Origin of the sequence: Micromonospora sp. NBC_00858, from assembly GCF_045207365.1 — a bacterium.
Lineage (GTDB): Bacteria > Actinomycetota > Actinomycetes > Mycobacteriales > Micromonosporaceae > Micromonospora.
The window spans coordinates 2,327,491-2,342,141 of sequence record NZ_CP108828.1; the positions used below are offsets into that span (position 1 = coordinate 2,327,491).

Annotated in this window: 16 protein-coding genes; 1 reads left to right on the plus strand and 15 read right to left on the minus strand. The window is 74.0% G+C overall.

Going from position 1 to position 14,651, the window contains the following annotated elements:
• The first annotated feature begins 118 nt into the window (after positions 1-118).
• On the plus strand, positions 119-670 hold the full coding sequence (locus OG990_RS10980) for a hypothetical protein (RefSeq protein ID WP_406080238.1): 552 nt from the start codon (positions 119-121) through the stop codon (positions 668-670).
• Here OG990_RS10980 and OG990_RS10985 read toward each other — a convergent pair.
• The 15 genes from OG990_RS10985 to fabG are packed head-to-tail and all read right to left on the minus strand — an operon-like array spanning position 657 to position 14,639.
• Positions 657-1,214, minus strand: a complete 558-nt coding sequence (locus OG990_RS10985; RefSeq protein WP_406080240.1) for an NAD(P)H-dependent oxidoreductase — start codon at positions 1,212-1,214, stop codon at positions 657-659. The two genes, OG990_RS10980 and OG990_RS10985, sit on opposite strands and share 14 nt — an antisense overlap.
• A gap of 23 nt (positions 1,215-1,237) precedes the next feature.
• Positions 1,238-2,368: an LLM class flavin-dependent oxidoreductase gene (locus OG990_RS10990; RefSeq protein WP_406080242.1), complete on the minus strand. Its 1,131-nt coding sequence runs from the start codon at positions 2,366-2,368 to the stop codon at positions 1,238-1,240.
• A gap of 4 nt (positions 2,369-2,372) precedes the next feature.
• Complete coding sequence (locus OG990_RS10995) at positions 2,373-5,153, minus strand: cytochrome P450 (protein ID WP_406080243.1); 2,781 nt, start codon at positions 5,151-5,153, stop codon at positions 2,373-2,375.
• Positions 5,154-5,156: 3 nt separating this feature from the next.
• Entirely contained in the window at positions 5,157-5,915 is a 759-nt protein-coding gene (locus OG990_RS11000) for a class II aldolase/adducin family protein (protein ID WP_406080244.1), read from the minus strand.
• Entirely contained in the window at positions 5,908-6,609 is a 702-nt protein-coding gene (locus tag OG990_RS11005; RefSeq protein ID WP_406080246.1) for a 2-hydroxychromene-2-carboxylate isomerase, read from the minus strand. The genes OG990_RS11000 and OG990_RS11005 overlap by 8 nt, the downstream gene beginning before the upstream one ends.
• Positions 6,609-7,517, minus strand: a complete 909-nt coding sequence (locus OG990_RS11010; RefSeq protein ID WP_406080247.1) for an acyl-CoA thioesterase — start codon at positions 7,515-7,517, stop codon at positions 6,609-6,611. Before OG990_RS11010 ends, OG990_RS11005 begins: the two co-directional genes overlap by 1 nt.
• Complete coding sequence (locus tag OG990_RS11015; protein ID WP_406080248.1) at positions 7,514-8,323, minus strand: alpha/beta fold hydrolase; 810 nt, start codon at positions 8,321-8,323, stop codon at positions 7,514-7,516. The genes OG990_RS11010 and OG990_RS11015 overlap by 4 nt, the downstream gene beginning before the upstream one ends.
• Complete coding sequence (locus OG990_RS11020; protein ID WP_406080249.1) at positions 8,320-9,318, minus strand: beta-ketoacyl synthase N-terminal-like domain-containing protein; 999 nt, start codon at positions 9,316-9,318, stop codon at positions 8,320-8,322. Before OG990_RS11020 ends, OG990_RS11015 begins: the two co-directional genes overlap by 4 nt.
• Positions 9,315-10,430: a beta-ketoacyl synthase N-terminal-like domain-containing protein gene (locus OG990_RS11025; protein WP_406080250.1), complete on the minus strand. Its 1,116-nt coding sequence runs from the start codon at positions 10,428-10,430 to the stop codon at positions 9,315-9,317. The genes OG990_RS11020 and OG990_RS11025 overlap by 4 nt, the downstream gene beginning before the upstream one ends.
• A 3-nt stretch (positions 10,431-10,433) precedes the next feature.
• The gene (locus OG990_RS11030; protein ID WP_406080251.1) at positions 10,434-11,468 is read right to left on the minus strand and encodes a beta-ketoacyl synthase N-terminal-like domain-containing protein; all 1,035 of its coding nucleotides are present in this window, start codon (positions 11,466-11,468) and stop codon (positions 10,434-10,436) included.
• A complete protein-coding gene (locus OG990_RS11035; protein ID WP_406080252.1) occupies positions 11,465-12,670 on the minus strand; it encodes a beta-ketoacyl-[acyl-carrier-protein] synthase family protein in 1,206 nt (401 codons plus the stop codon). Before OG990_RS11035 ends, OG990_RS11030 begins: the two co-directional genes overlap by 4 nt.
• A gap of 3 nt (positions 12,671-12,673) precedes the next feature.
• A complete protein-coding gene (locus tag OG990_RS11040; protein WP_355604487.1) occupies positions 12,674-12,928 on the minus strand; it encodes an acyl carrier protein in 255 nt (84 codons plus the stop codon).
• 21 nt (positions 12,929-12,949) lie between these two features.
• On the minus strand, positions 12,950-13,420 hold the full coding sequence (locus OG990_RS11045) for a beta-hydroxyacyl-ACP dehydratase (RefSeq protein WP_355604488.1): 471 nt from the start codon (positions 13,418-13,420) through the stop codon (positions 12,950-12,952).
• On the minus strand, positions 13,420-13,890 hold the full coding sequence (locus OG990_RS11050; RefSeq protein WP_406080254.1) for a hypothetical protein: 471 nt from the start codon (positions 13,888-13,890) through the stop codon (positions 13,420-13,422). The genes OG990_RS11045 and OG990_RS11050 overlap by 1 nt, the downstream gene beginning before the upstream one ends.
• Positions 13,887-14,639 carry a 3-oxoacyl-[acyl-carrier-protein] reductase gene (gene fabG, locus OG990_RS11055; RefSeq protein WP_406080255.1) on the minus strand — a complete coding sequence of 251 codons (753 nt, stop codon included), beginning with the start codon at positions 14,637-14,639 and terminating at the stop codon, positions 13,887-13,889. Before fabG ends, OG990_RS11050 begins: the two co-directional genes overlap by 4 nt.
• Positions 14,640-14,651: the final 12 nt, after the last annotated feature.

Genomic DNA, 14,651 nt, shown 5'->3' on the forward strand with positions numbered 1-14,651 from the left:
CCTTCTGGCAGCCAGAATCTGATATCTTGTCTCCCACTACCGGCCAGACCCGACAGGGCTGACCGGCGGGCCGGAAGCCGCACTGGCTCAACCGGAGATGCGCAGGAAAGGCATCGTCGTGAGTCAATACATCATCACCATCGTGCCCGTGCAGGACGACGGTGAGGAGATCACCGGCCCGGTGGCGCAGACCGTCGTCCGTCTGGAGACCGGAAACGGCCACCCAGTCGTGCGGGAGCTCACCGTCCGGGCGCCACAGAGCGCCGGCCTGACCGGCGAGCTGCCGTACGTCGACTTCGACGCCCTGCTGCGCGCCTTCATCCCGCCGCAGGACCGGGAGAAGAGCCGCCCGGTCGGCGGCGCCCTGCCAACGGCCTCCCGCCCGGCCGTGACGGTCGGGCCGGTCCCCGCGACCACCGCCGCGACCGCCGCCGCCGTGCCCCCACCGCCCCGCCCGGCCCGCCGGGCCGGCGAACCGGAGCGGCTCAGTCGGCTCAAGGCCGGGCGCGCCTACCGCCGGGCACCCGACCCGGCGGACCTGGAGGCGGTCTACGAGCAGGTCGGCACGATCAGCCGGGTGGCCGAGCACTTCGACGTCCCGGTGCACACGGCGCAGGGCTGGATCAGCCGGATGCGCCGCAAGCACGACACCGAGGTCAACGCCGGCTGACGCCGGGCTCGGCCGCCGGGTCGGGCACGTCGGCCAGCGCGTCCACCACGGCAGGCGCAGCCCGGTCCACCCACAGCTCGATGCCGACCTCCGCCGTGTCGAATTCCCGCTCGAGTACGCACAGACCTGGCGCGGGTACGCACGCACCCGCCTCGGCCAACAGGGTGCCCAGGTAGGTGTCGACGACGTGCCGGTGACCGGACCGGGCTGCGGTCATCAACGGCACGGCCACCACCCCGGTGAGCGCGCCCCGGGGCAGCACGTCGACGAAGAGCTTCAGCAGGCCGCTGTAAGCCGCCTTGAACGTGGGGCTGGCCACCAGTAGCAGCCCTGGTCGGCGTACCGCCTCCAACACTTCGTCGAGGGTCTCCGGCCGGCTGCCCTGACCGACCAGCTCGGCCGTCAGCTCGGACAGGTCGATCATCGTCGGCGCGCCGACCGGGGTCGGGCAGTGGGTCAGCCGGGCATGCAGGGCCGCCGCGGTGGCCAGAGCGACGGTCCGCGTCCGGGAGTGCGGCTTCGGATTGCCGATCAGCACGGTCATCGGCCGTTCCGTGACGGATGGCGTCATCGGCCCACCGCCAGCTCCGGGGGTCGCGCGGCCTCGGCATCGAGGAGACCGTCGTGCCGCAGCAGCGGCAGCACCCCCTCGCCGAACCAGTACGCCTCCTCCAGGTGCGGCTGTCCGGACAGGATCAGGTGCTCGACCCCGGCGGCGTGGTATTCGGCGATCCGCTCCGCGACCTCCTCGTGGCTGCCCACCAGCGCAGCGCCGGCACCCGGTCGGATCAGCGAGTAGCCCGCCCAGACGTTCGGGTACACCTCCATCCGGGCGTTGCCGCCCGCGTGCAGCGCCGCCGCCCGCCGCTGCCCCTCCGAGTCGGTACGCGCGAACCGCTGGCGGGCGGCGGCGATCCGCGTCGAGTCGACGCCGGCGAGCAGCCGGTCCGCCTCGGCCCACGCCTCCCGGGCGGTGTCCCTGGTGATCACGTGCAGGCGACTTCCGGTGCGCAGCGTCCGACCGCCCTCCGCCGCCAGGTCACGCGCCCGACCCAGCAGCTCCCCGAGCTGGGCCGGTGTCTCACCCCAGGCCAGGTAGACGTCCGCGTGCCGAGCCGCCGCCCGCTGAGCCGCCGGTGAGGACCCGCCCAGGAACACGGCCGGCGCGGTGGCCGGCGGCCGGGCCAGCAACGCGCCCTTCATCCGGTAGTGCTCGCCGCTGTGGTCGACAGGCTGGCCGCCCCAGAGGCCACCCAGCACGGCGAGGAACTCCTCCGCCCGGGCGTAGCGGGCGTCGTGGTCCAGCCAGTCGCCGTAGCGGCGCTGCTCGTCCGGGTCGCTGCCGGCGACGATGTTGAGCAGCACCCGGCCGGCGGAGAGGCGTTGCAGGGTCGCGGCCATCTGGGCGACCAGCGTGGGCGAGGCGAGCCCTGGCCGCAGCGCGATCATGAACTTCAGCCGCTCGGTCTGCGCGGCCAACGCGGACGCCACCACCCACGGGTCCTCACAGAACAGTCCGGCCGGAGTGAGCACGCTGGTGAACCCCAGCCGGTCGGCGGCGCGGGCCACCTGAGCCAGATAGCCGATGTCCGGCGGCCGCCGGGTCACCCGGGTCGGCCGGGCACCGCCCCGGGCCGGCTCGGCCAGGTCACGGCCGTCGCCGTGCGACGGCAGGAACCAGTGCAGGTCCAGTGGCATGAGGTCACTCCCCTTCCGGCGGGGCGTCGAAGCGCGCGGGCATCGCGGTGATGGCGTTCATGAAATTGGTCCGCATCCGGCGCACCGGTCCGGTCAGTCGCAGCCGGGCCAGATGCGGACGGATCGCGGTGAGGAAGGCCGCCATCTCCAGCCGGGCCAGGTGCGCGCCCAGGCAGAAGTGCGGGCCGATGCCGAACGCCAGGTGCGGGTTGGGATCGCGGCCGAGGTCCAGCCGATCGGGGTCGGTGAACGTGGCGGGGTCCCGGTTGGCCGAGGCGTAGTAGATGACCACCTTGTCCCCGGCGGCGATCCGGGTGCCGTCGAGGACCGTGTCGCGGGTGGCGGTCCGCCGGAACTGCATGATCGGCGTGGTCCAACGCAGCAGCTCCTCCACGGCGGTCCCGGTCAGGTCGGGGTCAGCGATCAGCCGATCCCGCTGCTCGGGGTGCTCCAGCAGCGCCTGCACCCCGTTGGAGATCAGATGCCGGGTGGTCTCGTTGCCGGCGATGACCAGCAGCAGCCAGAGCTGGCACAGTTGCGCGTCGGTCAGGCCCCGGCCGTCGGCCTCGGCGTGCACCAGCAGGCTGAGCAGGTCGTCGGTCGGCCGGGCCCGCCGCTCGGCCGCCAGCTCCCGGACGTACCCGAAGGCGGCGGCGAAGGTGTCCCGGTACCGCTGCACACTGCCACCGCCGTAGCGTGGATCGTCGAACCCGACCAGGTTGTTGCTCCACTCGAACAGCAGCGTGCGGTCCGCCTGCGGCATGCCGAGCAGGTCGGTGAGGACGAGCAGCGGCAACTCGGCCGCGAGGTCCGCCACCACGTCGATCTCCCGGGCGGCCACCGCCCGTGAGACCACCTCCTCGGCGTGCCAGGTGACCAGCTCGCCCAGGCGCCCCACCGCGCGCGGGGTGAACGCCCCCGCCACCAGCCGGCGCACCCAGGCGTGCTCCGGAGCGTCCATGTTGATCAGAAGCTGCCGGTTGCGCTGCAGGTCCTCCGGGGTCCGGGGGTCCGCGAGGAACGCCCCGCCGGCCGCCGACGAGAACGTCGCCGGGTCGCGGGACACCTCGGACACCGCGGCGTACCGGGTGACCGCCCAGAAGCCCCGGCCCCGGGAGCGCACCGACCGGTCCTGGTCGGTGCGGGTCAGCTCGACCTCGTCGACCCAGGCCACCGGCGCCTCCCGTCGGCGACGGGCGAACTCGTCGTGCGGCACGCCGCTCAGGTAGCTGGCCGGGTCCGCGAGCAGACTCGGCGACACCGGAGCCTGCCGGTAGCGGTCCCGCAACGCCCGCCGGGGCAGCTTGCCGGTGGGCTCGCGGGGGATCCGGTCGACCACCTCATACGAGCGCGGCACCTTGAACCCGGCCAGGCTGGCCCGGCAGTACGCGTCCAGGACCCGGTCGATGTCCCTGGCCGGCCACCCCGGGTCGAGCTGCACCACCGCCCGGACCTGCTCGCCGAACTCCTCGTCCGGCACCCCGATGACCACCCCGTCCTGCACGGCAGGGTGGGTCAGCAGCACCGCCTCCACCTCGGCCGGGTAGACGTTCACCCCGCCGGTGACGATCAGCTCCGCCGAGCGGCCGGTGAGGAACAGGTAGCCGTCCTCGTCCAGGCGGCCGAGGTCGCCGACGGTGAAGGTGTGCGGGGCGACGTGCGCCTGCTCGGTCTGCTCCGGGGCGTTGTGGTAGTGGAATCCGCGGCCCGGAGGCCGCCGGACGGCAACCCGCCCCTCCTGCCCGGCGGGCACCGGCCGGCCCTCGTCGTCGACCACCATCACCTCGGTGGGCGGCGCCGGCCGGCCCACCGTGCCCGGCCGGGCGAGCCAGGTGTGCGAGTCGGCGAGGGTGACGATGCCGGCCTCGGTTGCGGCGTAGTACTCCACGAACACCGGCCCCCACCAGTCGATCATCGCCCGTTTGGTCTCCGGCGGGCAGGGGCCGCCGCCGTGCCAGATCCGGGTGAGGCTGGCACCGGAGAACGCCGCCCGGGCGGCGGCGTCGACCCGGAGCAGGCGGATGAACTGGGTCGGCACCAGATGGCTGATCGTGATCTTCTCTTCGTCGATGAGTCGCAGCACCTCGACCGGGTCGAACCCGCGGCGTATCACCAGCCCGCAGCCACGCAGCAGCGGAAACTGGGCGAAGAACAGCTGCGCCGAGTGGTACCAGGGACCGACCAGCAGGGCCTGCCCCTCGGTCGGGATGCCCAGCCCGCCGCCGAGCGCCTCGGTGGTGGCGGCCACCCGGTCGATCGGGGCGCCGACCGTGAGCAGCGGATTGACCACTCCCTTGGGGCGTCCGCTGGTGCCCGAGGTGTAGAGCAGCACGCCACCGGAGACCGCCGGAACCCCCGGGCCCGCCGGCAGGTCGTCCACCGCTGTGAAGCCGTCCCCACCGTCGACCGTCACCAACAGGTCAGGCCCCGCCGCTGTGCGAGCCACCGCCTCGCGCATCGTCGCGGCGTACGTCGCCTCGGTGAGCACCGCCCGGGCGTCGCAGTCGGTCAGGATGTGGGCGATCTCCGGCGCGGTGAGGTGCCAGTTGACCGGTACCGCCACCAGTCCCGCGTGCACGCACGCCAGCAACGCCTCGAAGGTCTCGTGCCGGTTGCCGAGCACGAACGCCACTCGGTCACCCTCGTTCAGGCCGGCCCCGCGCAGCACGCCGACCCACCGGTCGACCGACCGGTCCAGCTCCGCCCACGTCCGCGTGGTCCGCTCGTCGGTCAGCGCGACGTCGCCGGCCCGGTCCCGGACCATGGTCTTCAGCAGCTCGGCCACTCGTCACTCCTGTCTGCGCGTGGTTCGGTTCGTGAGGTCGGGGCTGACGGCCATGACGTGCTCCGCGACCGGCCGGAAGTTCAGTCGGGCGATCTGCGGGGTGCCGATGTCCGCCCGGGCGGCCCGGGCCGCGTCGGCGGGGATCACCACCAGGTCACCGGCCGCCTGGGCGAGCAACTGGACCTGGCAGCAGCGCTCCATCGCCAGAAACCACCAGGCCGCCTCGGCCACCGAACCGCCGACCGTGAGCAGGCCGTGGTTGCGCAGGACGACCGCCTTGCCGGTGCCCAGCGTCGCCGCGATCCGGTCACCTTCCGCGCCGTCCAGGACCACCCCGCCGTACTCGTCGTGGACCTCGTGGTCCTCGAAGAACGCGCAGGCGTCCTGGGTGATCGGGGCGAGCGGCCGGCCCAGCGCCGAGAACGCCCGACCGTGGATCGAGTGGGTGTGCGCGGCGGCCACCACGTCCGGGCGTGCCTTGTGGATGGCCGAGTGGATGGCGTACCCGGCAGGGTTGATCCGGCCCGAGCCGTCGACCACGTCCCCCGTGTGGTCGACCCGCAGCAGGTCGTCGTCGCGGACGTGGCCGAAGTGCCGGCCGAACGGGTTGATCCAGAAGGTGTCCGGCTCGATCGGGTCCCGGGCGGTGACGTGGCCTCCGGCGCCCTCGTCGAACCCGGCCAGGGCGAAGGCACGCAACGTCAGCGCCAACTGCCGCCGGCGGTGAGCGCGTTCCTGTAGCGGGTCTCGTCGCTCAGCCACAGCCGCCTCCGGTGTCGGTGTCGTACCCGCCCACGCCCGCCGGCACCGCGGGTGGCGCGGGTGTGGTGACCGGCGTGCCGGTCCGCTCGGCATACGCGGCGAGGAAGTCGTCCACCCGGTCCACGCCCCAGAACCGGTGCGGGCCCAGCCGCAGGTAGGGAATGCCGAAGATGTCCTCCTCGTACGCCCGCAGCAGGCAGTCCACCCCGGCGGCCCGGACCGCGGAGTCCTCGACCGCGCCGAGCACCACAGCCGGGTCCACCCCGGCCCGCTCGGCGACCTGGGCGATCACCTCCGATGTGCACACGTCCTCGCCCCGCTGCCAGCGGGCGGCGATCACCTCCCGGTAGAACGCCTCCCCCGCACCCCGCTCCCGGGCGGCCAGCCAGCCCAGGTGCGGCACCTCCCACCACGGGTCGATGTCGATCGGCCAGCGCATCGGCAGGTCCAGCCGCTGGGCCTGCCGCTTGGCGTCCTGCAGCAGGTACAGGTGCTTCGGCTTGCTCATCTGGACGTAGTGGAAGGCGCCGCCACGGGCAGTCAGCGCCGCCTCGGTTCGGGCGTCCGGATCCCAGTAGGGGACGAACTCCAGCACCTCGTGCGGCCGGCCGAGCGCCCGGGTCAGCCGCTCCACCGCCAGCCAGCTGTACGGGCTGCGGAAGGAGAAGTACAGGCGGGGTCGCTTCGCGGCCATCACCGAACCTCGCCGGTCAGGGCCGCCACGGTGTCCGGGTCAAGGGTGGCCAGCCGGCCCGCCTCCGGGCCCCGGCTGACGGCGTACCCGTGCAGGATGCTGGCCGTCGCCACCCGGGCCAGGCGTCCCTGGCGCAGCACGTGACAGTCCATCCGTGCGTCGTACGTGACGTCCTTGAGCACGTCGGTGACGGTGAAGGTGATCCACATGGGCTCGTCGAGGTGGGCGTCGCCGAGCACCTCGATCCGGGCCCGGGAGACCACCGGGATCCAGCCCCGCTCGCGCAGCATCCGGCCCACCGACACGCCTCGGTCGGCGAGGTACCGGTCGACCACCTCCTCGAGCAGGCGGACGTACCCGGAGTGCTGCATGCGCTGGGAGTACTGGCAGTAGAAGTAGGGCACCCGCCAGGGCCACACGAAGCCCGCGCCGACGGCGCGCAGGGTCTCGGCCGGATCCGCACCGGCGGCGACGCCAGGCTCGCCGGCGGCCGGCTCCTCCACCATGCCGGACAGCTCAGCCGGCAGCGGCGCCCTGTGCGGTACGTCCGCCTCCCGGACCAAAGCGACCCGCACCCGGGCCCGGCACACGGTGACGTCCGCGTCGCGGCGGACACTCATCCGGACCGCGAACCGGCCGTTGGCGGAGGGCGTCGCCACCACCGTGGCCTCGTCGTCGACGTCGAGTACGGCGGGCAGCAGCAGCGAGCAGTCCCGGATCGACAACCCCACCCCGTGCTCGTGGTACAGCCGGCCAGGGCCGTGCCCCTGCTCCCGGAACCACCGCAGGACGCCCTGCTCCACCAGGTACGCGAAGTGTTTGAACCCGATCCAGGTGCGGATGTTCGCGCCCTCGAACCCCGGCCGGGCGGACAGCGTCACGGATGTTTTCTCAACCGCCGTGGTCACGGCGTACCTCCTCGGATCGCGGGGTCGGGGCAGACCTTCTCGACGAAGCCCGCGACGTGTCGGGCCACCTCGGCCGCCCGGTCGAGATGACAGAAGTGGTGGAACTCGGACTCGACGACGACGTGCGCGTCGGGCAGTTGTGCCCGGAGCGCGCCGACGCGCGGGCCGTCCAGGCCGGGGTCCCGGCCGCCGGTGAGCACCATGGTCGGCACGGTCACCGCGTGCAGCGGAAGGTTGGCGGTCGCGGTGAAATGGTCGAACAGCGTCGTGAAGCCGACCGGCCCGATCCGGTCCACCATGATGTCCCGCATGGCGGCCAGGGTCTCCGCGTCCAGGTCGGCCAGCCGGGAGCCGAGGCGGTTGCGGAGCCCGTCGTCGATGATCTGGACGAAGTTGGCCTGCGCTCGTTCGTGCACCGCCCAGGTGATCGGCAGGTCGGGCGGGCAGTAGAACGGCGCGATGAGCATCGCGCCGCGCGGCGACACGTCCGGTTCGGTGGCCAGCATCTCCAGCACGGCGTTCGCGCCGAGCGAGTGCCCGACCACGACGTCGGGCGGGGTGGCCATGGCGCGTACGGTGGCCGCCAGCCAGGACCCGGGGGTGCCCCGACGCCGCCAGCCGTGGTCGGTGCCGGCCTTCCACGGCAGCTCGGCCGCGAGCAGCCGCCAGCCGCTGGGCAGCCGCGCCGCCAGGGGCCGCCAGCTCCGCCAGGCGTCGGACATGCCATGCGCGAGCAGCACGGTCGGCGCCCCGGCGTCCGGGCCCGCGAGCCGGTGCACTGCGACCGGGGGTGGCGTGCCGCTCATCGCCGGGCCGCCAGGACGCTCAGCTCGCGGACACCGTCGACGGGGTCGCCGCAGCGGACCGTCACGCTCGTCGCCTCGCCGCCGCTCAGCCGTACGGCCAGCGCGGTGTGCACGACTCCGGCGGCACCGTAGTGGTCACCCGCCAGGACGGTCGAGTCGACCAGGGGCGCGTGCGGGGGGCCGTCGACGGGTACGCCCGTCCGGACCGGCCCCAGCAGGGCCAACGGTCGCTGCGGCGCGTCGACCGGGCCGAGCAGCAGGCAGGCCGCGCCGGCCCGCAGTGGCCGCCCGGCGACGGCACCCTCCCGGGCGGCGTGCAGGGCCTGGGCCTGCGGATCGTCCGGCTCCGTGCCGACCACCACCACCCGGTCGGCGCGCCCGGTACGCAGCAGCAGGCCGGCCAGCCAGATCGCGTCCAGACCGGCGGTGGCCCCGGAGCAGACGGTGAGATTCGGTCCGCCGAAGCGGAACCAGATGGCGATCGCCCCAGCGATGACGTTGCTGGAGGCGTTCGGCGCCTCCAGCGGCCCGACCTCCCGCAGGCCACCCTCGCGCAGCCGGCGCGCGATGTCGCCGACGGTGGCGACGTTGCCCAGGTTGGAGCTGACCACCACGGCGGTACGCGGATCCGCCGGCCCGGTCCTGCGCGGCGCCTTCGGCGGCAGGCCCAGCGTCCGGTGCACGGCGCAGAGGGCGAGCCGGGTGGCCGGCTCCTTGGCCAGCAGGCCCTTGCGGCCGAGCAGGTCGGCGGCGCGCTCGGGAGGACAGGCCGGCTCCTCGTCGGCGGCCCAGGACCCCGCTCCACCGCCCGGCAGGCCCGCCAGGTCTGGTAGGTCGACTCCGGGCAGGTGCAGTGCAGCGGCCAGGACGGCGGCCACCGGCCGGTCCGGATCGGTGCCGGCTCCGGCGATCCGGCCCGCTTCGGTGGCGGGCGACCCGCCCGGCGGCGTGGACCGGCTCGGCGCGAGGTGCGCGGCGTCGGTGCGGCCGGTCATCGCAACGCCTCCAGGAGGGTGACGGCGTTGAGGCCGCCGAAGCCGAACGCGTCCACCTGGGCCACCCGCGGGTCGGCCTGGACGGCCGCGTCACGGACCAGCCGCAGCCCGGCCGCTTCGGGCGCCGGCCGGGTCAGGCCGACCACCGGCGGAACCCGGCCGGTCCGCAGGATCTCGACGGCGATGGCGACGCTGAGCAGCGCCGACCCGCCGGACGTGTGGCCGACGGCGCCCTTCACGGCGGTGACCAGGGGGCCGGGTTCGCAGCCGGCGAACACCTCCTCGATGACGCGCGCCTCGGTCTCGTCGTTCAACGCGGTGCCGGTGCCGTGTGCCAGCACCACGTCGACCTGGTCGGGCCGGCGGTCGGCACGGCGGTGCGCGTCGTGGACGGCCCGCAGGATGCCTGCCGGGTCGGGGGCCGTCTCGTGCCCGGCGTCGCAGGACAGCCCGGTGGCGAGCAACCGGGCCAGGCCGGTGCCCGGCCGTTCCGGCTCGACCACCAGGACCGCCGCGCCGTCGCCGAGCAGCACGCCGGCCCGGTCGGCGTCGAAGGGCTGCACCCGTTGCGCCGGCCGGCTGGCCACCCGACCGATCATCGCGAGCATGGAGGCGGTGCTGCCGTCGGTGCCGCCGACCAGCACCGCGTCCGCCTCGCCGGTCTCCACCAGATCCTGCGCCAGGGCGAGGGCGTGCCCGCCAGCGCTGCACGCGTTTGCCAGGGTGACCACCCGCTGCACGCCGGGCGCCACGGTGCTGACCGCCCCGGCGAAGTGCAGCCGCTCGGTCCGAAAGTCGACCCTGCCCTCCAGGGCCGCCCGCTCCACCTCCGCCGACTCCCGCAGCCCGCTGCCGACCAGGCTGACCACCCGCTGTCGGCGCGGATCGACACCGGCGGCGGCGAGTGCCTCGCCCACGCAGTCGGTCAGCCAGCGGCTCGGGCCGAACGGCCGGTCGTCGGCGATCGGGTAGCCGTGGCTGACACCCACCCGGGCCGGGTCCGCCCGCCGCAGCGGGGCGACACCGCAGGCACCCCGCAGCAGTGCCGCGAAGGTGGCCGGGCCGTCGCCGAAGCAGGTGCGGACCGCGCTGGCGGTGATGGTCGCCGGCATGTCCTACCCCCGCACCACGGCCGCGGCGACCGCGCCGTCACGGGACTGGCCGGTGATCAACGCGGGTCGTCCCCGCGCGGTCGGGTCCTCGGCGTACCGGGCCAGTAGCACGCCCAGCGCCAGCGCGCCCGCGGCGGCCTGGCAGTCACCGAGCGCCGGGCGCACCGACAGCCGCTGCGCGGCGGCCGGTACCACGTCGGAAAGGATGTCGCCGTCTCGGTCATCGCTGGCGACCGCCCAGACATCGGCCGGGCGGACCTTCGCGGTGGCCAGCGCACGGCGGACGCAGTCGGCGAGCCCGTCGGCGGTCTGCTCCGGCTGGAAACCGGTGGCCACCGCGAGCACCTCCGCGCGCGGTGCCACGGTGACGCCGGGCGTCGGGCGGCGCAGCAGGTAGACGGCCGCGGCCTCACCGGCCGGGCCGCTGCCGGTCAGCTCCGCCGCCCACGCCGTGTTGGGCGTGTACTCCTCCACCCCGCCGACCAGCAGGGCGTCGGCGTAGCCCCGGCGCAGGGCGTTGAGCGCGTAGCGCAGCGTGTACAGGAAGGCGAGCGGACCGCCGGCCACGGTGGCGTTGACGCCGCGCAGCCCGTAGCGGATCGCCGCCTGGCCACTCGCGCAGTTCATCACCGTGTTCGGGAACAACACCGGGTTGACCAGGTACGGCTTGTCCTGCACCAGCGTCTCGCGGGAAAAGTCCATGGTCGACTTCAGGCTGCCGGTGGTGGTGCCCAGCACCACGCCGACGCGGTGCCGGTTGTCGTCGTCCGGGGTGAGTTCCCCGTCGGCCAGCGCCCGCCCGCAGGCCACCATGGCCAGCGCGGTCGCCCGGTCCAGAAAGCTGGTGCCCTTGCGGCCGAGCAGCCGACGTACGTCGAAGTCGGTGATCGCCGGCGCCTCGGCCGTGGGCAGCGGCTCCTCGAAGCGGTCGCGGACGTCGGTGCGGACGACGGTGTCGGCCCGCACGGCGGCGAGCAACTCGCTGACGGAGTCCCCGGCGGCCGAGAGAATCCCCCAGCCGGTCACCAGGCCGGTCACCGGATCGCCCCGAAGATCGTGATGGCGTTGTTGCCACCGAAGGCGAACCCGTTGTTCTGCGCCACCCGTACCGTGGCCGCCCGGGCCGTGTTCGGCACCGGGTCGATCCAGGACAGCTCCGGATCGGGGTTGGCCCAGTTGATGGTCGGTGGCAAAAACCCGTGCCGGATGCCCAGCGTGGTGGCGATCGCGCCGAACCCACTCGCCGCGCCCATGGTGTGGCCCAGCATCGACTTGATCGAGCTGACCGGGGGTACCCGGTCGCCGAACACCGCCCGGATGGCCCGCGCCTCGCACAGGTCGTTGGCGGGCGTGCCGGTGCCGTGCGTGCTGATGTAGTCGACATCCTCCGGCTTGACCCCGGCGTTGTCCTGGGCCAGCCGCATGCACGCCGCGACGCTCTCCTCGTTGGGCGCGACCATGTGGTGGGCGTCGCAGTTGACGCCGTAACCGAGCACCTCGGCGTAGATCCGGGCGCCCCGGGCCTGCGCGTGCTCCAGCGTCTCCAGGACCAGGGCGGCCCCGCCCTCGCCGGTGAGGATGCCGGAGCGGTCCCGGTCGAACGGCCGGCACGCCCGCTCGGTCAGCGCGCCGAGCCGGAAGAAGCCGGCGTGCGCCCAGCGGCACACCGAGTCGGCGCCGCCGGCCACCATCACGTCCGCCTCACCCCAGCAGAGCAGGTCGTACGCGTACCCGATGGCGTAGTTGCTGGCCGAGCAGGCGGTGGTGAGGGTGACCGACTCCCCGGCCAGGCCCAGCTCCGCACTCACCGCGTAGGACAACCGCTCGGCCGGCGCATGCCGCAGCGCCTCGACGGACATGGCCGGGTAGCCCCCCGCGACCAGCTCCGCGGTGAGCTGCTCCACCACCGTCGACTCGCCGCTGGTGGTGCCGACGACCGCGCCGAAGCGCCCCGGATCGGTGATGGGCAGCGGCAGGCCCGCGTCCGTCACGGCCAGCCGCGCGGCCGCCGCGGCGAACAGCGCCGAGCGGCCCCAGTCGGCGACCCGCAGCCGTTGCAGCAGCGCCTCCGGCCGGAACGCCGGCACCTCGCCGGCGTAGTGGTGCGGGAACCCGCTCGCGTCGAAGCTGGTGATGGGCGCGGCGGCCGACCGGCCGGAGCGCAGCCCGGCGGTGAACTCGTCGACGCCGATGCCGATGCCGGACACCGGACCGAGCCCGGTGACGACCACGCGGTGCACGGGTCAGTCCTGCCAGCCGGCGTGTCGCGCCACCACCTCGTGGACGGCCTTGAGGCTGCGCATCTCGTTGAGTTCGGCCTGTGGGATCTCCACCCGGTACTTCTTCTCGATCCGGGCCAGGATCTCGATCGCCCGCAACGAGTCCGCCTCGTACTCCTCGACGAAGTCGGCGGTGTCGGCGACCTCCTCGGGCTCCAACTCGAGCACCTCGGCCACGATCTCCCGCAGCTCCGCCACGTGCTGTTCCCGTTCACTCATCGGGGTTCCCTCTTCCTCTCATCATCGGGCTCCGGCGATGGCGTCGGCCGGTCGGACGACCGCCATCATCGAGCCGAACTCCGCCACCTGGTCGGTCCCGACCCAGCTGGACCCGGAGGCGAATGCGGCACCGTGCACGACCTGTTCCAGCCGGACCCGGTGCCGGATCACGTCGCCCGGATACACCGGGCGCAGCAGCACGCAGTCGCGGGCCGCGGTGAACATCGGCAGCCCGGCCTCGCCCGGGCCGCGGGACAGCAGCCACAGCACCGCCGCGCCCTGACCGAACGACTCGATCAGCAGCGAGGCGGGGTACGCGTACCGGTCGGGGGCCTGCCCCTCGGCGATCCCCCGGTAACAGGGCTCGCAGCCAGTGACCGCCTTGACCGCCTCCAGGCTCGTTCCCGGCTCGATGCTGTCGACCCGGTCGAGCAGCAGCATCGGGTACCGGTGCGGCAGCAGGGCGCGCAGCTCGCCGTGCTCCAGTCTCATCAGGTGCCCTCCCCGTCCGGGGCCGGCCAGCGGTACACGGCCCGCACCGTCGCCGCGCGGACCCCGTCGCCGCGAACGCACTGGGCGGCGACCTCGAAGGACTGGTCCTCGGTGACCGGGCCGACCGACGCCTCGACGGTGAGCGTGTCCCCGGCGAGTAGCGGGGCGAGGAACCGGGCGGAGCGCAACCGGTGCAGCTGGGGCAGCCGGCCCGCGCAGTAGCCGACGGCCGCGGTCACCGCCTGCCCGATCGTCTCCAGGGTGAACACGCCCGGATAGACGGTCAGTTCCGGAAAGTGCCCGCCCAGGTAGACGTCGTCCGGATCGACCGTGGTGCCGGCGCGCAGGCTGATCCCGCCGCGCGGCCCGGCGGACACCTCGACCCAGCCGATCGCGGGCAGCGGCGCCGCCGCGGCCTGGTACGTCTCGGCGGGGCGGGTCCCGGCGCTGAACGTGGGTGCGGCGGTCACAGCACGATCCCCCCGTCCACCCGGATCACCTGGCCGGTGATGTAGCCGGCCCGCTCGGAGAGCAGGAACTCGACCAGTTCGGCGACGTCGGCCGGTGCGCCGAAACGGCCCAGCGGGATCTGGCCCAGGGCCCGGTCGCGCAGCGTGGCCGGCAGCGTGGCGGTCATGTCGGTCTCGATGAAGCCGGGGGCCACCACGTTGACCCGTACGCCGTACCCGGCGACCTCCTTGGCCAGGGACAGGCTGAGCCCGATGACGCCGGCCTTGCTGGCGGCGTAGTTGGTCTGCCCGGTGTTGCCGGTGACCCCGGCGACGGAGGAGAGGTTGACGATGGCCCCGCGGCGTCGCTTGAGGAACCGGAACGCGACGGTCCGGCAGGTGTTCCAGGTGCCGGTCAGGTTGGTGCCGATCACGTCGTGCCACTCGCCGGGCGCCATCAGTACCAGGGGCCGGTCCCGGGTGATGCCGGCGTTGTTGACCAGCGCGGTGAGCGGCCCGAGGTGCCGTTCGGCGGCGGAGACGAACTCGTCGACCGCGGCCGGGTCGGTCACGTCGCACGGCCCGAACCAGGTCCCGACGCCGTACGCCTCGACCTCCGCCCGGGTCTTCTCCGCGGCCTCGCTCGGCGTGCTGTAGCAGCCGGCCACCGCGTACCCCTCGGCGGCCAGCCGCAGCGCGACGGCCCGGCCGATCCCTCGGGACACCCCGGTCACCAGCGCGCAGCGCGGCGCGTCACCTGCCGTTGCCATGTCACCTCCTCC